The 21350-nt window shown below is 71.6% G+C and carries 20 protein-coding genes and 1 tRNA gene; 13 read left to right on the top strand and 8 right to left on the bottom strand.

The window, feature by feature from the left end:
* Position 1: 1 nt before the first annotated feature.
* From ACFYUV_RS21420 to ACFYUV_RS21395, 6 genes are read left to right on the top strand one after another with little or no spacing between them, the layout of a single operon-like run.
* Entirely contained in the window at positions 2-1198 is a 1197-nt protein-coding gene (locus tag ACFYUV_RS21420; RefSeq protein WP_387670756.1) for an ATP-NAD kinase family protein, read from the top strand.
* Positions 1195-1950, top strand: coding sequence for an SDR family NAD(P)-dependent oxidoreductase (locus ACFYUV_RS21415; protein ID WP_387670754.1), 756 nt, complete (start codon positions 1195-1197; stop codon positions 1948-1950). Before ACFYUV_RS21420 ends, ACFYUV_RS21415 begins: the two co-directional genes overlap by 4 nt.
* A gap of 33 nt (positions 1951-1983) precedes the next feature.
* A complete protein-coding gene (locus ACFYUV_RS21410) occupies positions 1984-3273 on the top strand; it encodes an ABC transporter substrate-binding protein (protein WP_387670752.1) in 1290 nt (429 codons plus the stop codon).
* A gap of 3 nt (positions 3274-3276) precedes the next feature.
* On the top strand, positions 3277-4206 hold the full coding sequence (locus ACFYUV_RS21405) for a sugar ABC transporter permease (protein WP_358288100.1): 930 nt from the start codon (positions 3277-3279) through the stop codon (positions 4204-4206).
* A gap of 10 nt (positions 4207-4216) precedes the next feature.
* Positions 4217-5038, top strand: a complete 822-nt coding sequence (locus tag ACFYUV_RS21400; RefSeq protein ID WP_358288097.1) for a carbohydrate ABC transporter permease — start codon at positions 4217-4219, stop codon at positions 5036-5038.
* Positions 5039-6577, top strand: coding sequence for an amylo-alpha-1,6-glucosidase (locus tag ACFYUV_RS21395; protein ID WP_387670749.1), 1539 nt, complete (start codon positions 5039-5041; stop codon positions 6575-6577).
* On the opposite strand, the gene ACFYUV_RS21390 is transcribed toward ACFYUV_RS21395, so the two are convergent.
* The gene (locus ACFYUV_RS21390; RefSeq protein WP_387670747.1) at positions 6572-7924 is read right to left on the bottom strand and encodes a serine hydrolase; all 1353 of its coding nucleotides are present in this window, start codon (positions 7922-7924) and stop codon (positions 6572-6574) included. The two genes, ACFYUV_RS21395 and ACFYUV_RS21390, sit on opposite strands and share 6 nt — an antisense overlap.
* 133 nt (positions 7925-8057) lie before the next feature.
* Between ACFYUV_RS21390 and ACFYUV_RS21385 the strand changes: the two genes are divergently transcribed.
* Positions 8058-9800: an ATP-binding protein gene (locus ACFYUV_RS21385; RefSeq protein ID WP_387670746.1), complete on the top strand. Its 1743-nt coding sequence runs from the start codon at positions 8058-8060 to the stop codon at positions 9798-9800.
* A complete protein-coding gene (locus tag ACFYUV_RS21380) occupies positions 9793-10470 on the top strand; it encodes a response regulator (RefSeq protein ID WP_387670744.1) in 678 nt (225 codons plus the stop codon). The genes ACFYUV_RS21385 and ACFYUV_RS21380 overlap by 8 nt, the downstream gene beginning before the upstream one ends.
* Before the next feature lies 1 nt (position 10471).
* On the opposite strand, the gene ACFYUV_RS21375 is transcribed toward ACFYUV_RS21380, so the two are convergent.
* Positions 10472-11275, bottom strand: coding sequence for a spermidine synthase (locus tag ACFYUV_RS21375; RefSeq protein ID WP_387670742.1), 804 nt, complete (start codon positions 11273-11275; stop codon positions 10472-10474).
* A gap of 67 nt (positions 11276-11342) precedes the next feature.
* Between ACFYUV_RS21375 and ACFYUV_RS21370 the strand changes: the two genes are divergently transcribed.
* From ACFYUV_RS21370 to lat, 4 genes are all read left to right on the top strand, one after another.
* Complete coding sequence (locus tag ACFYUV_RS21370) at positions 11343-12875, top strand: penicillin-binding transpeptidase domain-containing protein (protein WP_387670740.1); 1533 nt, start codon at positions 11343-11345, stop codon at positions 12873-12875.
* 47 nt (positions 12876-12922) lie between these two features.
* Positions 12923-13570, top strand: a complete 648-nt coding sequence (locus tag ACFYUV_RS21365; RefSeq protein WP_387670738.1) for a hemolysin III family protein — start codon at positions 12923-12925, stop codon at positions 13568-13570.
* 58 nt (positions 13571-13628) lie between these two features.
* The gene (locus ACFYUV_RS21360; RefSeq protein WP_387670736.1) at positions 13629-14171 is read left to right on the top strand and encodes an HdeD family acid-resistance protein; all 543 of its coding nucleotides are present in this window, start codon (positions 13629-13631) and stop codon (positions 14169-14171) included.
* Positions 14172-14237: 66 nt separating this feature from the next.
* On the top strand, positions 14238-15506 hold the full coding sequence (lat, locus tag ACFYUV_RS21355; RefSeq protein WP_358288073.1) for an L-lysine 6-transaminase: 1269 nt from the start codon (positions 14238-14240) through the stop codon (positions 15504-15506).
* An 18-nt stretch (positions 15507-15524) separates the two neighbouring features.
* Here the strand turns inward: lat and ACFYUV_RS21350 are convergent, their stop codons facing one another.
* Positions 15525-16781 (bottom strand): NAD(P)/FAD-dependent oxidoreductase, encoded by a 1257-nt coding sequence (locus ACFYUV_RS21350; RefSeq protein WP_387670734.1) that lies wholly within the window; start codon positions 16779-16781, stop codon positions 15525-15527.
* Between the two features lie 87 nt (positions 16782-16868).
* On the opposite strand from ACFYUV_RS21350, the gene ACFYUV_RS21345 reads away from it, so the two are divergent.
* Positions 16869-17537, top strand: a complete 669-nt coding sequence (locus ACFYUV_RS21345) for a pyridoxamine 5'-phosphate oxidase family protein (RefSeq protein ID WP_387670732.1) — start codon at positions 16869-16871, stop codon at positions 17535-17537.
* Positions 17538-17549: 12 nt separating this feature from the next.
* On the opposite strand, the gene ACFYUV_RS21340 is transcribed toward ACFYUV_RS21345, so the two are convergent.
* From ACFYUV_RS21340 to ACFYUV_RS21320, 5 genes are all read right to left on the bottom strand, one after another.
* Positions 17550-17741, bottom strand: a complete 192-nt coding sequence (locus ACFYUV_RS21340; RefSeq protein WP_358288064.1) for a LuxR C-terminal-related transcriptional regulator — start codon at positions 17739-17741, stop codon at positions 17550-17552.
* 197 nt (positions 17742-17938) lie between these two features.
* A tRNA-His gene (locus ACFYUV_RS21335) sits at positions 17939-18014 on the bottom strand.
* Between the two features lie 68 nt (positions 18015-18082).
* The gene (gene orn, locus ACFYUV_RS21330) at positions 18083-18676 is read right to left on the bottom strand and encodes an oligoribonuclease (protein WP_387670730.1); all 594 of its coding nucleotides are present in this window, start codon (positions 18674-18676) and stop codon (positions 18083-18085) included.
* A gap of 68 nt (positions 18677-18744) precedes the next feature.
* Positions 18745-19899: a DUF2510 domain-containing protein gene (locus ACFYUV_RS21325; RefSeq protein ID WP_387670728.1), complete on the bottom strand. Its 1155-nt coding sequence runs from the start codon at positions 19897-19899 to the stop codon at positions 18745-18747.
* Positions 19900-19945: 46 nt separating this feature from the next.
* A complete protein-coding gene (locus ACFYUV_RS21320; RefSeq protein ID WP_387670726.1) occupies positions 19946-21349 on the bottom strand; it encodes a hypothetical protein in 1404 nt (467 codons plus the stop codon).
* Position 21350: the final 1 nt, after the last annotated feature.

Below are 21350 nucleotides of genomic sequence, written 5' to 3'. Positions count from 1 at the left end.
CATGACGTCCGGAGGGAACGGCGTGATCGGGCTGGTCGTCAACCCGGTCGCCGGGCTGGGCGGGTCCGTGGGGCTCAAGGGCAGCGACGGCGCCGACGTGCAGCGCGCGGCCCTGGCCAAGGGCGCCGAGCCCAGGGCCGGGCGGCGGGCCGCGCAGGCCGTCGCCACGCTGCTCGCCCGCCGTCCCGGGGCCCGGCTGGTGACCGTGGCGGGGGCGATGGGCGAGGACAGCGCCCGCGCCGCCGCGGTCCCGTACGAGCTGGCGCCCTCCGGCGTCCAGGACGATGGCATGAGCACGGCAGCGACCACGGCCGCGGACACCCGGGCGGCCGTCGCCGCGCTCGCCGGCGTGGACCTGCTGCTGTTCGCCGGCGGCGACGGCACGGCGCGCGACGTGCTCGACGCCGTGCGGGAGCTGGGCGGCCAGGCGCCGCCCGTGCTCGGGATCCCGGCCGGGGTCAAGGTGTATTCGGGGTGCTTCGCGCTCAGCCCGGCCACCGCCGGGTTCGTGGCCGCCGACTTCCTGGCCCGGCCGGACAGCGTCGAGGCCGAGGTGGTCGACCTGGACGAGGAGCGCTACCGCCGCGGGCTCGTCAGCCCCCGGCTCTACGGTAGCCTGCGCGTCCCGGCAGGTCGCGCGGCCCTGTCGGGACGCAAGGCGGGCTCCTCGGACGCGGCTCCGGCCACGGTCGAGGGCATCGCCCGGGAGGTCGCGGCCCGGCTGCGGCCGGGGGCGCGCTACGTGCTCGGTCCCGGCGCCACCACGGCGGCCGTGGGCAGGGAGCTCGGGCTCGCCACCACGCTGCTCGGCGTGGACGTGGTCGAGGCCCGCGCGGGCGGTGGCGCCGACCTGGTGGCCGCCGACGTGACCGAGGGGGAGCTGTTCGAGCTGGTACGCGGCCGGGAGACGGTCATCGTGCTGTCGGTGATCGGCGGACAGGGCTTCGTGCTCGGCCGCGGCAACCAGCAGGTCTCGCCGCGGGTGCTCGACGAGGTGCTCGGTGACGGGTCCGGCGACCGGCTGGTCGTGCTGGCCACCCAGCAGAAGCTGGCCGGGCTCGGCGGACGGCCGCTGCTGGCCGACAGCGGGGACCAGGAACTGGACCGCAAGCTGGCCGGGCACGTACGGGTGATCACCGGATACCGCGAAAGCACGATTTATCGCATCTGTGCGGCAAGTGAGGAGTTCTACGGATGAACAGGCTCGATGGCAAGGTCGCGATCGTCACCGGCGGTGCCTCCGGCATCGGCCGGGCGACGGCGCTGCTCTTCGCCGAGGCGGGCGCCCAGGTCGTCGTCGCCGACATCGACGGCGCCGGGGCCGAGGCGACGGCCAAGGAGATCACGCGGACGGGGGCGGCCGCGGTGGCCGTCCAGGGGGACGTGTCCGCGGAGGAGGACTGCCGGCGCATCACCCGCACGGCCGTGGACACCTACGGCGGCCTGCACGTCCTGTTCAACAACGCGGGCATCATCCGCCGCACCACCGCGCTCGACCTCGACGCCGACGAGTGGGACCGCGTGATGGCGGTCAACGTGCGCTCGGTGTTCCTGATGTGCAAGCACGCCATCCCGCTCATGACCGCGGGCGGCTCGATCGTCAACACGGGCTCCGGCTGGGGCCTCAAGGGCGGTGGGAACGCGATCTCCTACTGCGCCTCCAAGGCGGCCGTCGTCAACATGACCAGGGCGCTGGCGATCGACCACGCCAAGGCCGGGATCCGGGTGAACTCCGTCAACCCCGGCGACACGAACACCCCGATGCTGCGGGACGAGGCCCGTCAGCTCAACGAGGACTGGGCCGCCTTCGAGGCCGACGCCGCCGACCGGCCGATGGGCCGCTCGGGCAGCCCCGAGGAGATCGCCCAGGCCGTCCTCTTCCTGGCGAGCGACGCCGCCAGTTACATCACCGGTTCCGCTCTCGTCGTCGACGGCGGCGGGCTCGCGTAGCCCCAACAGCACCACCCCCCGAAGGAGCCCATCATGAAGCGTGCGCTGGCCGTACTGGGTCTGCTCGCCACCGCCGCCACCGCCTGCAGCGGCGGTGGAGGGAACGTTCCAGGCGTGAGCGGGAACGCCGCCGCAGGGCAGGTCACCATCCGCTGGTCCACGTGGGGATCGGCGGAGGACGTCAAGCTCTACGAGTCCTTCACCAAGGACTTCGAGCAGCGTCACCCCAACATCAAGCTCAAGCTGGAGTCCGTCGCCAAGTACGAGGACTACCACCCCAAACTGCTCGCCCAGCTCACCAGCGGCACGGCTCCCGACGTGTTCTTCGTGGGCGACGACAACATCGGCAAGTTCGTCTCCGCCGGTGTCGTCTCGCCGCTCAACGACCAGCTCGCGGGCCCGGACTCCAAGAGCAAGCCCGAGGACTTCTTCGAGGGCGTGTACGGCGGCGCCAAGAAGGACGGCCAGATCTACGGCGTCCCGAACGACACCAACCCCGAGGTCCTCTGGTACGACAAGAAGGCCCTGAAGGCCGCCGGCATCACCGAGGACCCGGCCACCCTCAACGCGTCCAAGCAGTGGACCATGGCCAAGTACCTGGACATGAACGCCAAGCTCAAGGCCGCGGGCCTGGGCGGGTCCATCTACTGGAACTGGTACGGCTCGACGTACTCGGTCGTCTCCGGCTTCGGCGGCAAGGTCTGGGACGGCGGCAAGTTCGTCGCCACCACCGACCCCAAGTCCCGCAAGGCGCTGGAGACCCTGGCCAAGGGCTACCAGGACAAGACGTTCCTGAGCGCGGACGTGCTGCCGGCCAGCAACGGCGCGAACACCCAGTTCATCAAGCACAAGGCGGGCTTCTTCGCCGGTGGCCGCTGGATGATCGACATCGTCAAGAAGGGCGGCGAGCTGGACAACTACGACATCGTCCCGTTCCCGTCCGAGACCGGCGAGCCGATGCCCGGCGCCGTGGCGGCCTCCTACCTGGCGCTCAACAAGGGCACCAAGCAGCCCAAGGAGGCCTTCACCTTCCTGACGGAGTTCGTCAGCAAGGAGGGCCAGCTCCTGCGGCTCAAGAACGGCGGCGCGGTGCCCTCGATCAAGGGCGCCGAGCAGGTCGTGCTGGACGGCAACTACCCCGCGCACGCCCAGACGTTCCTCGACGTGCGGGACACCGGCTTCGCGAACTACCCCGAAGAGGTCGCGGTGCCCGGCCTGACCGCCTCGATCAACGAGCACCTGATGAAGGTCTGGCAGGGCAAGCTCGGCTTCGAGCAGGGCATGACCGAGCTGCAGACCCTCGTCGACGGCAAGCTGGGCTAGCGGATGGCCGTGCTCGCCGGGCCGCGCGGCAAGACCGCCGCGCGGCCCGCCAAGAAGCTGCGCGACCGCGACGGCTGGTGGGCCGCGATCTTCCTCGCGCCGCAGGTCGGCGCGCTGGTGGTGTTCCTGGTGATCCCGCTCGGGTTCGCCGTGGTGCTGGCCTTCATGAACTGGGACGGGCTCGGCGAGAAGTCGTGGGCCGGGCTGTCCAACTTCGCCGCCCAGCTCACCGACCCGCTGTTCGGCCGCGCGGTGTGGAACACGGTCAAGCTGGCGCTGCTGACCGTGCCGTTCGGGCTCGCCCTGGCGGTGCTGATCGCGGTGGCCCTGAACAGCATCAAGGGCAGCAACGTCTACCGGGTCGTGTACTTCATGCCGGTGGTCACCAGCTCGGTGGCCGTCGCCCTGATGTGGCAGGTCATCCTGGCCGGCGACGAGAACGGCGTGCTGAACACCTCGCTCAGGAGCTGGTTCGGCGTCAGCGGCCCCGACTGGCTGCTCGACCCCGGCTGGGTCATCGTGGCGATCGCCGTGGTGACGATCTGGTCCTCGCTCGGCCTCAACGTGGTGATCTTCATGGCCGGGCTGCAGACCATCCCGCCGCAGGTCGTCGAGGCCGCCCGGATCGACGGCGCGAGCTCCTTCCGGATCTTCCGGTCGGTCACGCTGCCGCTGCTGTCGCCCACGATCTTCTTCTCCAGCGTGGTCGCGGTGATCAGCTCGTTCCAGGCGTTCGACCAGATCTACGTGCTGGTGGACCCGAAGGACAACGAGGGCGCGCGCACGATCGTGTACCACATCTTCGATCTCGGCTTCAAGAAGTTCGAGTTCGGGCCGAGCAGCGCGGCCGCCCTGATCCTGCTGGTGCTGACGCTGCTCGTGACGCTGGTCCAGTTCGCCGCGCAGAAGCGCTTCGTCCACTACGACTCGTGAGGCGGTACGCATGAGATCACGGCAGATCGGTCTGCACGCCGCGCTCACGGTCGGCGGGCTGCTGATGCTGTTCCCGTTCGTGTGGATGTTGTTCACCTCCGCCAAGGGCGTGCGGCAGATGATCAACGATCCGACCGCCTGGCTGCCCAACCCCTGGACCTGGCAGAACTATCCCGACGCGCTGTCGACCATGCCGTTCGGGCTGGCGTACTGGAACAGCTTCTACATCGCCGCGCTCAACGTGGTGCTCACCCTGCTCACCTCGGCCATGGCCGCCTACGCCTTCGCCCGGATCAGGTTCAGGGGCTCGGGCGTGCTGTTCGTGCTGTTCCTGGCCACGCAGATGGTGCCGGCGCAGGTGACGATCGTGCCGCTCTACCTGATGCTGGCCAAGTTCGGCTGGATCGACTCGCACCTGTCGCTGATCATCCCGACGATCGCGAACCCGTTCGCGGTGTTCCTGCTGCGTCAGTTCATCAGGGCGGTGCCGATCGAGCTGGAGGAGGCGGCCAGGATCGACGGCGCGGGCCGGTGGCGGTGCTTCTGGAGCATCGTCCTGCCCAACATCCGGCCGGGGCTCGGCGCGCTCGGCATCATCGTGTTCCTGGCGTCCTGGAACTCGTTCCTGTTCCCGCTGATCTTCCTGAACACGCCCGAGCTGGCCACCGTCCCGCTGCTGCTCAGCCAGTTCGCCCAGCAGCACGGCGCGACCGACTACGGGCAGATCCTGGCGGCCTCGGCGATCGCCGTGGTGCCGACGCTGATCGCGTTCCTGATCGGGCAGCGGAAGATCATCAACTCGATGGCCGCCTCCGGCCTGGGAGGAAAGTAAGTGCTGGACCTGCGCGAACGTCCCTTCACCGAGCGCGGCTCGCGGCTGCTCGTCATGGCGGCCGACGACGGCTCGCTGCGCGTCGCCGAGGCGCTCTACGAGACCCGGCTCGACGACACGACCGTCCGCGCCGGACTGCGGTTCTACGCCGGTTCCCGGGAGCTGCGCGTGCGCCGGGCCCTGCCCCACCGGGTGGAGTTCGACGGTGACGTGACCCTGGCCTTCGCCGACCCCGACACCCTCGTCGCGGTCGGCGAGGGCGCCAGGGCCGTCTGGGACGGCGGCGAGGCCGCCGTGGACGGCTGCCTCACCCTGGCCGGCGGGCGGACCGTCACCGACGGCGCGAAGGTGCTGGCCGAGGCCGCCGAACGCTGGGCCGCGTGGTTCGCCCGGATGCCCGCCGTCCCCGGGGAGCTGCGCGAACGCGCCGAGCAGGCCTGGTGGACGCTGGCCGTCAACCTGGTGCGCATCCAGGGCAGGGAATCCCTCATCCCCTCCAAGTACGGCTACGTCGGCCTGTGGAACTGGGACTCCTACTTCCACGCCATCGCCTTGCGGCACGCCGACCCCGCCCTGGCCAGGGAGCAGATCCGCATCCTGCTCGACAACCAGCGTCCCGACGGCCTGATCCCCGACGTGGTGCACGACCACGGCGTGCTCGCCGAGACCACCGACCTGCCCCGCTCCGACCTGGCCCGGCTGGCCCAGCACGTCGGCGGCGAGCCGATCGCGCACGTCGTGCCCGTCACCAAGCCGCCGCTGACCGCCTGGGCGGTGTGGAAGATCCACGAGGTTGACCCCGACCCGGGCTTCCTGGCCGAGGTCTACGAGCCGCTGGTCAGGTCGCAGCAGTGGTGGTTCGCCCACTCCGACCCGGACGGCGACGGCCTGGCCGAGTACCTGCACCCGTACTCCTCGGGCCTGGACGACAGCCCCATCTGGGACGGCGGCCCGCGCGCCGAGCCCCCGGACCTCAACTCCTACCTGGCCCTCCAGTACGACCGCCTGGGCGACATCGCCGCCGCGCTCGGCAAGGACGCCGGCGAGTGGCGGGCCAGGGCCCAGGCGCTCGTGGACCGCATGGTCGAACGCCGCTGGAACGGCCGCCGCTTCGTCACCAAGGTCGCCGGCGCGGCCGACGCCGACGTGCGGACGCCGCTCGACCTCATGCCGCTGCTCACCGGCCGCCTCCCGGCCGAGATCGCCGACCGGCTGGTCCAGGACCTGACCTCGCCCGCCTTCTGGGGCGAGCGGCCGGTCCCCACGGTGGCCTTCGACGACCCGCGCTTCGACCCCGACGCCATGTGGCGCGGCCCGGTCTGGCTGAACGTCAACTACCTGCTGATCGACGGCCTGCGCCGCTCCGGCCACCCGGACGTCGCCGCCGAGCTCGCCGCCCGCACCCTGGCCATGGTCCGCGACGGCGGCGGCCTGTACGAGTACTGGAACCCCCTCACGGGACGGCGGGCGGGCCGCGCCACGACCGGCTTCGGCTGGTCCTCGGCCCTGTTCGTCGACCTCGCCCACGCCGCCCTATGAGGACTTGACGAGCGCGAACGCCCCCCGCGTCAGCACCAGCAGCTCCTGGGCCACCGGGCCCTGCTGGAAGGGGGCGTCCGGGTTCACGGCCGTCGTGGACACCACGTAGGTCCGGCCGGCGGCCGTACGGGCGAGGAAGCTCATGGTCAGCAGGCCCGGCTCCGAGCCGCCCTTGTGCCATACGACGGGCCACTGGTTCCTGTCCAGCCGCAGCCCCGCGTCGGTGATCGACAACACCTCGCCGACGCGTGCGTCCTTCAGCCGGGCCAGCCCGGCGTAGGCGCGGCAGACCTGGGCGGGCGTGGCGAACCACTCCAGCCGGTCCAGCTCGCGCGGCTCGGTCCACGGCCGCACCTTCGACAGCGGCACCTTGTCCACGACCCCGGCCAGGTAGCCGCGGCGCGCCGACGTGCCGAGCGACAGGTACCGCTCGGCGTGCCGGGGGTAGTCGGCGCCCTTGAGCACGAACAGCTCCCGGGTCGTCAGGAACGGCACGTTGCGCCGGTCGCCGCCCCACGAGCGCACGACCCGCTCGACCGCCTTGCGACCGGCCTGGTGGATCAGCAGGTCGGTGGCGGTGTTGTCGCTGATGGAGATCATCAGCCGGGCCGCCTCCAGCACTGTCACCTTGCTGTTGTCCGGGCGGTTCTGCAGCTCGCCGCTCGGCAGGCTCTTCAGCTCGGGCCTGATCGTCAGCTCGGTGTCCCAGCCGAACGCGCCGCTCCTGATGCGCTCGGCCACCGCGCCGAGCACGTACAGCTTGAACATCGAGCCGAGCGGGAACGTCTTCTCGCCGGCCACCGCGTGGACCGGGCGGCAGCGGCCGTCGCCGGTCAGCTCGGCGGCCAGGAAGCCCGCCCGCGGCGCGGCCTGGCGCAGCCGCTGGTCCAGCTCCGGCCAACTGGCCGGCGCGACGCCGGTGAACTGGATGTAGTCGACCTTCCCGGTGCCGTCCACCCCGAGCGCGAGGGTGAACGACTTGCCGGCCGCCCTGACGGTCGCCGACAACGTCCGCTCCTGGGCCTGGTCCAGCCGGTCCAGCCGCATGTCCTCGAACCCGGCCAGCGCCTGGTTGAGCTGCGCCGGTGGGATGTGGTCGAGGAAGCTCGGCGCGAAGTGCCCGGCCAGCTCGGCGTCGCCGACGGGCAGCCGGGTGACGGCCTCCAGCAGCCAGCGGAGCTGCCGGCCGACGGGGGTGTCGGGGATCTCGACCGCGGCGCTCGCCGTCGGCGTGGCGGTGACGGACCCGGTGATGGTGGCCAGGGCTGGCACGGGCTGCGTCGCGCAGGCCGTGACCGCCACGGCCATGACGGCGGTGGCCAGTGCGGTGAACCTGTAGTGAGACATGTGCCCAGCCAACAGCCGCGGCCGGGCCCGCGCCCACCATATGCGCCGCCGTTCTCGCAGGTGAGGCTGTCCGTACCGAATGTGCGGTTAACCTCATAGACGCCCATTCGGTTTCCCCTGACGATGGTGGTCCATGAGTTCCAGGCTGCTCGCCGGGTCGCTGGCGACCATCGGCGCCGGGGGCGCCCTGGCGGGTGCGCTGCTGGGGTCCGGGCTGCCCGCGCCGCCGCAGGAATGGGCCTTCGGCGTCCTCGGCCTGGTGCTGCCCGCGCTGGGCTGGCTGCTCACCGTCCGCCGTCCCGACCTGCGGTACGGCTGGCTGTTCCTGGCCGCGGCCGCCTGCTTCGGACTCGCCGCGCTGGGCACCGGCCTGGCCGTCAGGTTCCACTACAGCGGGCCGGTCGTCGTCTGGCTGTCCGCGCTCTATGCCACGTTCTACGGCCTGACCTGGATCTTCGTCCCGCTGCTCTTCCCCGACGGCCGCCTGCCGTCCCGGCGCTGGCGGCCCGTGGCCTGGATCGGCGGGGTCGCGATCGCCATGCACACGGTGGGAAACGGGCTGTTCGGCGTCGACCCGGCCCGGCCCGGCGAGCTGCCGGCCGTGCTGACGACCGGGGCGATCTGGGCGGCCCTGGCCAGCGCGCTGGGCCAGCTCCTCGCCTTCCTGACGGCCGTCGTCGTCCTCGCCGGCCTCGTGGTCCGCTGGCGGCGCAGCGAGCGGGCCGAGCGCGGGCAGTACGCCTGGATGGTCGCCGGCACCGCCGTCCAGCTCTGCGCGGGCGTGCTGCTGCTGTTCCTGCTGGACGCCCGGTTGTGGGGCGCCGTGGTGATCGGCCTGCTCACGGTGATGGCGGCGCTGCCGGTCGCCGTCCTGGTGGGGATCGTGCGGCACCGGCTGCTCGACATCCGGTTCGGCCTGCGGGGCTCCCGCCTGCACCTGATCTTCGACCTGCGGCCCACCGTGGACGAGGTGCTGTCCGGCCTCGGCACCGCGCTGGCGGCCACGCCCGAGCCGGTCGAGCAGCTCGGCAGGCTCGCCGCCGCCGTCCGCGACGGGCTGGAGGCCAGGTGGGCGGCCGTGACGCTGGCCGACGGCACCCGGGTGGCCGCGGGCGAGGAGGAGGGCGGGACGGCGCTGGCCGTGCCGGTGCGCGGCGGCCTCGGACGCATCGAGCTCGGCCCGCGCCGCGCCGGCCGGTACGACCGGGAGGACCGGCGCCTCCTGGAGGCCCTGGCCGTGCCCGCCGGGCTGGCCATCCAGAGCGCCGGGCTGGTCGCCCGCCTGGTCAACGCCCAGGAGGCCGAGCGGCGGCGGATCGAGCGCAACATCCACGACGGCGTGCAGCAGCAGCTCGTCGCACTCATCGCCGGGCTGGAGCTGGCCCGCGTCACCGGCGCCGGCCCCGACGCGCTGGCCCGCCTGCGCGAGCAGGCCCGCCAGACGCTCACCGACCTGCGCGAGCTGGCCGCCGGCATCCATCCGTCGGCTCTCAGCCAGGGCGGCCTGGTGGAGGCCGTGGAGGAACGCTGCTCCGGGCTGCCGGTGCCCACGACCGTCACCGCCGACCCCGGGCTGCGGGCCCGCCGTTTCGCCGACGAGGTCGAGGGCGCGATGTACTTCACCGTCAGCGAGGCCGTCGCCAACGCGCTCAAGCACGCCGCCGCCGCCAGGATCGAGGTACGCCTGACCCTGGCGCCGGGCCGGGTACGGGCCACCGTCGCCGACGACGGCAGGGGCTTCGACCCGGCCACCGCCGCCCGCCGCGGCCTGGCCACGCTCGCCGACCGCCTGGACGCGCTGGGCGGCGGCATGGAAGTCCACAGCGAGCCCGGAAAGGGGACACGCATGCACGCGTGGGTGCCGGCCGATGCCTGAGCCCGTCCGCACGGTCGTCGCCGACGACCACTACCTGGTGCGCGAGGGCACCCGGCAGCTGCTCGAACTGTCCGGCGAGGTGACCGTCGTCGGCGCGGTCGGCGACGCCGACGAGCTGCTGGACGCCGTGCGCCGGCTGGAGCCGCAGGTCGTCGTCACCGACATCCGCATGCCCGGCGGCGAGTGGCGGCCGGGCTTCGAGGGCATCGACGCGGCCCACCGCATCAGGGCCGGCCACCCCGGCACCGGCGTGGTGGTGCTGTCGCAGTTCTCCGACGCCCTGTTCGCCTTCGAGCTGTTCAAGCACGGGACGGCCGGGTTCGCCTACCTGCTCAAGGACCGCGTGGGCGACCTCGACGAGCTGCTCGGCGCGATCCGGGCGGTCGCCGGCGGCGGCTCGGTCATCGACCCCAAGGTGGTCGAGGGCCTGCTGGCCAGGCGCGAGGTCCGCGGGCAGGGGGAGTCGCTGACCCCGAGGGAGCGGGACGTGCTGCGCGAGATGGCCCACGGCCGCTCCAACGCCGGCATCGCCCGTGCCCTGCACCTGTCGATCTCGTCGGTGGAGAAGAACGTGAACGCCATCTTCACCAAGCTGGGGCTGGAGAACAGCGGCGACGTGCACCGGCGGGTGGCCGCCGTCCTGGCCTACCTCGGCCCGGCCGACCGCTGACTCAGCCGAAGACGGCCGGGGGCGGGACCGGGGCGAGCACGGCGTCGCCGTCCTTGATGGGGTAGGCGCCGCCGATGAAGTTCTTCAGCGTCTCCCCGTGCACGCAGCGCGCCTGGGTGAGGCCGCCGGCCGCGCGCCGGGAGAGCAGGTCGAGCGGCAGCTCCGTGCGCGAGGCCGCGACGATCAGGTTGCCGAACCGGCGGCCTCGCATGATCCCCGGCTCGGCCAGCAGCGCCACGTGCCGGAACGCGTCGCACACCGTGGCCAGCAGCCGCTTGGCGAACGCCAGGCCCTTGCCGTCGGCCATGTTGATCAGCAGAGTGCCGTCGGGGCGCAGCACGCGGGCCAGGTCGCCCATGTACTCCGCGGTCGCCAGCTCCACCGGCATCGTGGCGCCGGTGAACGCGTCGAGCACGACCAGGTCGGCCGAGTCGTCCCACACCTTGGCCGTGCCCTCGCGGCCGCCGGCCACGATGACCTTCAGCCGGGGGACCGAGCGCAGGTCGAGCTGCTCGCGGACCAGGTTGACCAGCAGGCCGTCGGGCTCGATCACGATGTGCCGGGAGCCGGGGCGGGTGGCCGAGACGTAACGCGGGATCGTGCACGCGCCGCCCCCGACGTGGACGCAGCTCAGCGGCCCCTCCGGCAGGAGGTCGATGACGTCGGCCATGAGCCGGACGTACTCGAAATCCAGAAATGTCGGGTCTTGTAGGTCAACGTACGACTGAGGTACGCCATCCTTGGACAGCACCCAGCCGTCCTGCCTGTCCAGGTCCCGGAGAAGCTCGACCTCGCCGAACGTCACCGGATAAAGGCCAGGCATCGGTTCCCGCTGTCCACGTGCCACGCTGATCCCTCCCTGGGAGAACCGTATGCGACGCAAGAGGCTGATTGTGCTCGTCATCGCGGTTGTCGCGGTATTGGGGGCGGGCGCCTTCGCCGTTCTGGCCGCCGGGCAGGTCAAGGGCAGCGCCGCCAAGACCGCCGCCGCCTACTTCGACGCCTGGCGGAAGGGGGACGTCGCGGGCATGGCCCTGCTGGTCGACCGGCCGCCGGCCGACTTCTTCGACCGGCACCGCGAGCTGTCGCAGAACCTGCACGTCGAGTCGATCCGGCTCACGCCGGGGCCGGTGCGCGGCACGGGGGAGGAGTCGGCCGAGGTGCGCTTCACGGGCGTGCGGGAGCTGACGGACCTCGGGTCGTGGCCGTTCGACAGCACGCTGCGGCTGGGCGTGCGCGACCGGGCCTGGCGGGTGCTGTGGACGCCCGAGACGCTGCACCCGCTGCTCAAGGACGGCGGCACGCTGGAGGTGGAGGAGGTCGAGGCCCCGGCGGCCGAGCTGGTGACCAGCGAGGGCGCCAAGATCCCCAACGACAGCTACGCCGACGCCTACCTCAACCCGCTCAAGCCCGAGTTCGCCAAGGCCAACCACGGGCTGGAGCTGGTGTCGCGGATGCCGGGACGGCCCGACAAGACGCTGCTGACCCGCCTGCCGAAGGCGAACGTCGAGCGCACCACCCTGTCGCAGCCGGTCCAGGCCGCCGCCGCGCGGGCCCTGGACGGCGCGGCGAACTCCTCGATCGTGGTGCTCAGGCCGAGCACGGGCGAGATCCTGGCCCTGGCCGACCGGCTGGAGGACAACTTCAGCGCGGTGCGCGACGCCTTCCCGCCCGGCTCCACGTTCAAGACGATCGTCGCCGCCGCGCTGCTGGAGAAGGGGGTCGCCACGGGCGACGAGATGGGCTGCCCGGCCTCGTACGCGCCGGACCTCGCGGCGGCCATCAGCAACGACGGCGACGTGGACCGGGGGACCGTGACCTTCGCCGACGCCTACGCCTACTCCTGCAACACCACGTTCGTCGAGCAGGCCACCAGCCGGCTGTCCATGGAGGACCTGCGCAGGACCGCCGCCCGCTGGGGGTTCGACCGGCCGATGGCGACCGGCGTGGGCGGCCGGTGCGGCACGATGCAGCAGACCGACGACACGGACATGTTCTCCCTGGACGTCATCGGCCAGGGCACGGTGGTGGCCACCCCGCTGTGCATGGCCGCCGTGGCCGCCGCCGTGCAGAGCGGCACGTGGCGCTCGCCCCGCCTGCTGTCGGAGGACGACGTGCGCCGCGTGGACGGCGAGCCGTTCCCCGACGTCAAGCTGGACGAGCGGGTGGTCGGGGCGTTGCGGGAGATGATGGCCGCCGTCGTGGACCACGGGACGGCGAGCCAGGCCGGCCTGCCGGAGGGCGTGGCGGGCAAGACGGGCACCGCCGAGGTGCAGGACCAGACGTCGCACGGCTGGTTCATCGGCTACCGGGGCGACCTGGCCTTCTGCGTGTTCGTCAGGAACGGCGGATCGGGCCGCTCGGCCGCGGTGCCGATCGCCGTGCGCTTCCTGAACGGCCTGTGACCTTTGGCACTTCAGCTCAATCCGTAACCTACGGTACCGTAGGTTACATGACGACCATCACCGTGAAGCCGAGGCTGCGTGGCTGGTTGCACACCGGGGCGCTGCCGGTGACGCTGGTGGCCGGGTTCGTGCTCGTGGCGCTCGGCCCGACCCTGCAGGCCCGGCTGGCGGCCGGCGTCTACGCGATCACCTCGGGGCTGCTGTTCGGCATCTCGGCGACCTACCATCGGGGCACGCTGGGGCCGCGCCTGGCCGAGGTGCTGCGCAGGTTCGACCACGCCAACATCTACCTGATCATCGCGGGCACGTACACGCCGTTCGGGCTGCTCGCTCTCGACGGCGCGGCCAGGGTCGCCGTGCTCTCGGTGGTGTGGGGCGGCGCGCTGGCCGGGGTGCTGTTCCGGGTGTTCTGGATGAACGCGCCGCGCTGGCTCTACACCGTCCTGTACCTGGCGCTGGGCTGGACGGCGATCTTCGTGATGCCGCAGCTGCTCGAAGGGGCCGGGGTGGCCGCCGTCGTGCTGGTGGCCGTGGGCGGGGTGTTCTACTCGGCGGGCGCGATCGTCTACGGGCTGCGCCGTCCCGATCCGTCGCCGCGCTGGTTCGGCTTCCACGAGGTCTTCCACGCCTGCACGATCGCCGCGTACCTGGTGCAGTACATCGCGGTGTCGATCGTGGTCTATTCCCACATGTAGGTCGACATTTGACCCGGCACTGGTCTCTTTTCGCATGAATCACGGAAAGCAGACCAGTATGCAGGAACTTTCGCGTTCGTGGTGGCTGCTGCTCGTCCGTGGCATCGCCGCGATCATCTTCGGTGTGCTGGCGTTGATCTGGCCGGGGATCACTCTGCTGGTGCTGGTGATCTTCTTCGGTGCGTACGCCATCGTCTCCGGCGTCTTCGAGCTCTTCGCCGCCTTCCGGCACGGCGCCCGGTCGCGGGCCTGGCTGATCTTCTCCGGCATCGTCGGCATCGTGGCCGGCATCATGGCCTTCGCCTGGCCCGGGATCACCTCGCTCGCGCTGCTCTACCTCATCGCCTTCTGGGCCATCGTCTCCGGAGTCTCCGAGATCGTGGCGGGCGTGCGGCTGCGCAAGTCCATCGAGAACGAGTGGATGTTCATCATCGCCGGCATCCTGTCGGTGATCTTCGGTGTGCTGCTCATCATCTGGCCCGGCGCCGGAATGCTGAGCCTCGTCTGGCTGATCGGCATTTTCGCGATCCTGTATGGAATCGCGATGATTGTGCTGTCACTTCGTTTGAAGAAGTTCACTCGCGGGGCAGGAATACCGTAAATTTTACGGATACGACCGGGTTCCCTGGATGGAACCTCCGGCCTGTCTCACGACATTGGAGAAGGCATGGACGTACACACCCGCCTTGCCCGTCACCTGCTCGTCGATGGCTACCGTCTCGTCCTCGATCTCGAACTCAGCCGTGGCTCCTGGTTGGTGGACGCCCGCAACGGCCGCCGCTACCTGGACTTCTACACCTTCTTCGCGTCCGCCCCGCTCGGTGTGAACCCGCCCTTCGACCCCGACTTCGCCGCCCTGCTCGGCCAGGTCGCCCGGAACAAGCCCGCCAACCCCGACATCTACACCGAGCACCTGGCCGACTTCGTCGACACGTTCGTCCGCGTGCTCGGCGACCCCGAGCTGCCCCACCTGTTCTTCGTCGAGGGCGGCGCCCTGGCCGTGGAGAACGCGCTCAAGACCGCCTTCGACTGGAAGAGCCGGCGCAACGAGGCCGCCGGCCGCCCCCGCGACCTGGGGACCAAGGTCATGCACCTGACCCGCGCCTTCCACGGCCGCAGCGGCTACACGCTGAGCCTGACCAACACCGAGCCGGGCAAGACCGACCGCTTCCCCAAGTTCGACTGGCCGCGCATCGACGTGCCGGCCATCCACCTCGGCGACGTCGAGGCCGCCGAGGAACGCGCGCTGGCCCAGGCCAGGGCCGCCTTCGAGCGTCACCCGCACGACATCGCCTGCTTCATCGCCGAGCCGATCCAGGGCGAGGGCGGCGACAACCACATGCGCGGCGAGTTCCTGCGCGCCATGCAGGCCCTGTGCCACGAGCACGACGCCCTGTTCGTCCTGGACGAGGTCCAGACCGGCGGCGGCACCACCGGCACGCCCTGGGCCTACCAGCAGCTCGGCCTGGCCCCCGACGTGGTGGCCTTCGCCAAGAAGGTGCAGGTCGGCGGGATCATGGCCGGTCGCAGGGTCGATCTGGTGGCCGACAACGTCTTCCAGCTCAGCGGCCGGATCAACTCCACGTGGGGCGGCGGCCTGGTGGACATGGTCCGCAGCCGCGGCCTCCTGGAGATCATCGAGCGCGACGGCCTGATCGCGCGGGCCGGCACGCTCGGCGGCGTCCTGCTCGAACGGCTCACCAAGCTGGAGGCCGAGCACCCCGACACGGTCTCGGGCGTGCGCGGCAGGGGCCTGATGTGCGCCTTCGACCTGCCCGACCAGGCCGCCAGGGACGGCTACGTGACCCGGCTCAGGGAGGAGCACGGCGTGCTGGCGCTGCCCTGCGGGCCCCGGTCCGTCCGCCTGCGCCCGGCGCTGAACATCCCCGAGGCCGACCTCGAACACGGCCTGGGCGCGCTGTCGGCCGCGCTCTGATCGCCGCTCACCCGGCACTCACTCGGTGGTGGCGATGCTGGTGGCGCTGCGGCGCGGCCCGCCGTAGCGCCAGAAGAAGTTCAGCAGCACGCTGACCCGGTTGCGCCCGCCCAGCAGGTACGCCACGTGCACGAAGATCCAGGCCAGCCAGGCGGGCAGGCCGCGCATGGTCAGCCCGTTGCGCAGCTGGAGCACCGCCTCGGCCTTGCCGACCGTGGCCATGATCCCGGGGTCGCGGTAGGAGAAGCGGCCGATCGGCCGCCCCTGCGCCGCGGCCAGGATCTGCCTGCCCACGTGCTTGCCCATCTGGATGGCCGGCTGGGCGAGCTGGGGCAGCGGGTCCGGCTGTCCGGCCAGGTCGCCGGCCACGAAGATCTCGGGATGGCCGGGCACGCTGAGCGCGTCGGTGAGCGTGATCCGGCCGCCCTTGCCCTGCGGCAGCCCCCAGTCGGTCACCTCCTTGGGCGCGGTGACGCCGAGGGCCCAGACGGTCACGTCGCTCGGCAGGCGCGTCCCGTCCTCCAGGATGACGGCGTCCGGCTCCACGCCCGCCACCGTGGCTCCCAGGCGCATCCGGACGCCTCTCCTGCGCAGCGCCTCGGCCGCCGCGTCCCGCAGCCGCGACTTGTACGGCGCCAGCACGTAGTCGAACCGCTCGACCAGGGTGACGCTCGTCTGGTCGGGCCGGATCTCGGGATGCGTCAGCGGCACCGTACGGCGGCGCAGCTCGGCCAGCGTGCCCGCGGTCTCCACGCCGGTCGCGCCGCCGCCCACCACCACGACGTGGGCGCTCTCGCGCCGGCCCGCCGCGGTGTCCTCCAGGCAGTGCTGGAGATGCCGCCGCAGGTCGGCCGCGTCGCGCAGCGAGTAGATCGGCAGCGCGTTCTCCTCGGCGCCGGTCACGTGGACCCAGTTGGTGGTGACGCCGGTGGCGATCACCAAGTAGTCGTAGTCGAGGGTGGAGCCGTCCGCGAACTCCACCCGCCGGTCGGCCGGGTGCACCTTGCTCAGCGCGGCCCGGTGGGCGCGGACGTTCGGCCACTTCGCGGCGAACGTACGGATCGGGTAGGAGACGTCGGACGTGCCCATGCCCGCCGTGGCCACCTGGTAGAGCAGGGGCTGGAAGGTCGAGTAGGGGTTCCGGTCCACGAGCGTGACCAGGGCGCCGCCCTTGGCCAGTTCCCGCGTCGCGGCCAGGCCGGCGAAGCCCGCCCCCACGACGACGACGCGCGCTCTCCGCACCATGACCACGTCCCTTCCCGGATTGCGTTCCATGGTCCATATGGCACCCAGAGGATCGGTTAAACCATTTCTGCCGTAGACACCACCGGGAAGAGGGGAGATCCGGGGTAGGGCACCGGTATGTCTGAGCAAGTGACCACGATGGAACGCCTGGGCCGCCGGATAGCCGAACGTCGGGAATCGCTGAACCTGAGCCGGCAGGAGCTGGCCGAGAGGTCCGGCGTGGCGGTCGGCTACGTCGCCTATCTGGAGGACCAGTCCGGCATCTCGGTGCGCGAGGCCCTGGCCCGCCTGGCCGAGGCGCTGGAGACCACCGTGGAGGGACTGCTCGGGGTGGTGGCCGAGCCCGCCGGCGCGGGGCCGGCCGCGGCGCACCCCACGCTGGTGCCGCTGGCGGAGGAGGAGTGCCTGCGCCTGCTGCGGCCCGGGGGAGTGGGCCGGATCGCCTTCGAGGGCCGCTACGGCCTGACCGTGCTGCCGGTGAACTTCCGGATGTCGGAGGGGGCGATCGTGTTCCGCACCGCGGCGGGCGGCAGCACCGACGAGGACCTGAGCACGGGTGTGGAGGACGTCGAGTACGAGGTCGCGTTCGAGGTCGATCGCATAGAGGAGCTGACGCGGGGCGGCTGGAGCGTGCTCGTCCACGGCTCGCTGCACCACGTCACGACCGAGGACGAGCAGGCCGAGGCGGCGAGCACGGGCGTCGAGCCGTGGGCCGGCGGGCGGCGCCAGCACTACCTGAAGATCAGGCCCACCCGCCTGACCGGCCGCCGGATCACGACCGGCTGAACCCCCGCCGGGTCAGGAGCCGTCCTTCCTGAGCGACAACCACAGTCCGATGGCCGTGACCCGGGAGTCGACGCCGAGCTTGGCGTAGATCCGGTTGACGTGGTTCTTCACGGTCTTCTCGCTGAGGAACAGGCATTGGGCGATCTGGCCGTTGGACCGGCCCGAGGCGATCAGATCCATGACCTCGGCCTCGCGTTTGCTCAAGGAGGTGATCACACTGTCGAACGCTGCGTCGTCGACTCTCATCCGGCCTCCGGGGGCGCGCAGACGGTCTGATCGCCGATGGCCCCCGTGCTTCCGGCGTTAGCGGTAGACAGTGAGCATAACTCGCATTGTCCTGATTTGGGGGCGTTGGCGGGAGAAAACGACAACAGCCGGTCCCGAGGGACCGGCTGTGTGCTTGGGGTGAGTGAAGGGACTTGAACCCTCGACATCCAGGACCACAACCTGGCGCTCTGCCAACTGAGCTACACCCACCATGGCCGCCCGCTCCGTGACGGCACAGGAAAAGTGTAGCGGGGTTCGGGAGTCTTTACGCCATCCAATTAGCCGCTGACCCGCTCGGCGAGTTGCCGGGCGGTCGCCGAGTCGGGGCCGGGCTGCGCCACGAAGATCGCCGCGCGGTAGTAGCGCAGCTCCCTGATGCTCTCCTTGATGTCGGCGAGCGCGCGGTGGCCGCCCTGCTTCTCGGGGGCCGCGAAGTAGACCCGCGGGTACCAGCGGCGCACCAGCTCCTTGATCGACGACACGTCGACCATGCGGTAGTGCAGCCAGGCGTCGACCCCGGGCATGTCCCTGGCGATGAACGTGCGGTCGGTGCCGATCGAGTTGCCGCACAGCGGCGCCTTCTTCGGCTCCGGCACGTGCCGCCGGATGTAGTCGAGCACGAGCGACTCCGCCTCGGCCAGCGTGACGCCGCCCGGCAGCTCGGGCAGCAGGCCCGAGGCGGTGTGCATCTCGCGCACGACCTGCGACATCTGCTCCAGCGACTCCGGCGGCGGCTTGATGACCACGTCGACGCCTTCGTCGAGCTGATTGAGCTCGCTGTCGGTGATGACACAGGCCGCCTCGACCAGCGCGTCGCGCCCCAGGTCGAGCCCGGTCATCTCGCAGTCGATCCAGACCAGCACGTCACTCATTCGATCTCCTCGCCCAGCGGCTCGGAGCAATCCGCCCGCTTGTTACCCCACCAGCCTAGTGCCCCCGCTTACGCGGGCTTGAGCGAGCCGAGAACCTTCGCCACCACGTCCGTGCCCAGATTGTCGGGAACGGAGATGTACAACAACGTCGGACGCTGCCCGGCCCCGCGGTCCATGAGCACGATCGCGGCGTTCTCCTTCTTCCACTTGTAGCCGTTCTTCTCCGCGACGGCGGTGAAGTCGAGCTGGAACTGCATGACCCACGCGTCATGGTCGCCGATCTTCGTGGCCTTGTTCTCGATCAGCTTGGTCGTGTGCTGCGGCTCGTAGAACTGGGTGCTGAACTGCATGAACAGCGCCTTGGCGGTGTCCTCCAGCGCCGAGGCGCCCGTGTAGGGGATGAGCGCGGCCAGCGGGCCGGCGTAGGCGTTGCCGATCCAGTCCTTGTCGCCCTCGTAGTTCTCCTGCGAGCTGGCCTGCACGCCGCTCGTCCACATCTGCTGGGAGGGGTCGGTGCCGTTGACGTCGCCGTACGCGGGCACCTTCCAGCCGTCGGGCGCCTGGTAGGACAGGCCGCTCCGCGGGTCGGTGATGCGGCCGTCCTGTGGCTGCGGCAGCTCGCCGCCCTGCGGGGGCAGCTCGGTCGGCGGGCCGGCGGAGGGCGGTTCGGCCGTCGGGAACGGCTGCGGCTCCTCGGTGGTGGGCGAGGCGACCGGCGTGCTGCTGCCCCGGTTGAGGAAGAAGATCCCGGCGACCACGATCAGCGCGACCACGACCAGCGCGGCCAGGCCGCCGAACACCCACGGCAGCGGGTTGCCCTGCTTGGGCGGCGGCGCCTGGCCGGGGCCGGGCAGCGGACCGCCGGCCCACTGCGTGGGCTGCTGGCCGAAGGCGGGCTGCTGGTGGGTGGGCTGCCCGTAAGCGGGCAGGCCCTGGGCGGGCTGACCGCCGTAGGGGGGCTGACCCTGCGCGGGCTGCTGGTCGGCGGGCTGCCCGTAGGGCGGCTGGCCGGAGGAGGACCGGCCGTACTGGAGCGTGGGGTTCGCCGGGGTGGCCGACCAGTCGGGGGACGACTGGGGCTGCGGCCCGGAGGACGGCTGCTGCGGCTGAGGCTGCCGCTCCTGCGCGTGGGTGGCGTCCGTCCATTGGTTGCCGTCCCACCAGCGGAGCTGCGGCTCTCCGTACGGGTCGGGGTACCAGCCCGCGGGGGTCTGCGTGGTCATGCCCGTCAGATTAGTAAGAACCGCTTTGTTGCGCATTCAGGGAAGGTCAGCACTTGTAGGTGAAGCTCGCCTTGTCGGTACGCGCCGGGCCCGGCGAGAGCACCTTCAGCGTGGCCGTGGCCTTGACGTTGCTCTTGCCCGACAACGTCCAGCGCAGCGGCACCGAGTAGGACGTCTTGTCGGCGCTCGTGCGCAGGCTGCCCTTGACGACCTCCTTGTCCAGGTTCTTGCGCCACTCGTAGCGGATCTCGCCCACGCCGCCGTTGGTGACCACCGTCCCGGTCAGGACGATCGCGCCGCCGCAGCCCAGCGTCTTCTTCGGCGCCACCACGTCGATCGACCGCACCGCCAGCTCGGGGGCGTCCGTCAGCCTGAACCAGGCCACGATCGCGCCCGCCATGACGACCGCGAAGAGCGCCGTGGACAGGATCGTGCGCCGCCGCCGTCGCCGCGACACCTTGGCCACCCGGCCTTGGGAGCGCTTCTCCGGCTGGTGGACGGTCGCGGCGCCGTCGCGTCCCTCGCGCCAGATGCGTTCGGCCGTCGTCTCGGGCTGCCGCACGGTGCCGGCACCGGCTCCCGGGCCGGCTCCCGGGCCGCCCACCCCAGGGCCGAACTGCAGGCGCGGCGGCGACCCCGACGCCGGCACGTGCAGCAGCGTGACGATGTCGCCCTCGTCCTGGGGCGCCGGCGGCGGCTGCGCGGCGAACGACGGCGGCTGCGCGAACGCCGACCGGCCGCGCGCCGCCCGCGCCAGCGCGTCCCGGCTGATCAGGCCGCCGGGCAGCGCCGCGCGTTCCTGGCTCAGCATGGCGCGGGCCGGTTCGAGGCCGAGCGTGGTGGCCGTGCCGGCGGCCCGTTCGAACAGGCCGGCGGCCCGCGGCGCGGTCTGCGTGAAGGACGCGGCCAGCCCGCGGGCCAGCGACGCCCAGCCCGCCGCGTCCCGCTCGCGCGGCGAGACCTGGCCGCGGATCGCGTCGGACAGGCCGCGCTCCGACAGCAGCGCGGCCCCCTCGGCGGTGATCACCACCGTGCCCGGATGCACCGAGCCGTGCGTGACCCCGGCGGCGTGCAGCGCGAGCAGCGTCTGCGCGGTCTCCGTCAGCACCGACGCCGCCCCCGCCGGATCGACGGGCGCGCCGGCGAGCAGGTCGGCCAGCGTGGGGCTGACCGCCTGCGCGGTGAGCAGCCACACCTGGTCGCCCGCCGCGACCACGTCGGCCACCGGGATCAGCCCGCCCATGCCGCCCAGCACGAGGTGCTGGTCGGTCATGACCGCGTTCACCACGCGCTCCCGGACGCCCGGCAGGCCGATGACCCGCGGGTCGAACAGCAGCGCCCCGGCCCTGCGGCCGTCCGGCGAGATGGCGTCGATCCAGTTGCCGAGCTCGGTCATCCACGTGTGCTCGGTCAGCCGGAATCCGGCGATACCGTTCCTGTGGTTGTCCATC

This window comes from Nonomuraea sp. NPDC003560 (assembly GCF_042878785.1).
Classification (GTDB): Bacteria; Actinomycetota; Actinomycetes; order Streptosporangiales; family Streptosporangiaceae; genus Nonomuraea.
The sequence above is the reverse complement of the archived record's forward strand: the minus strand, read 5'-3'. Positions and strand labels throughout refer to the sequence as shown.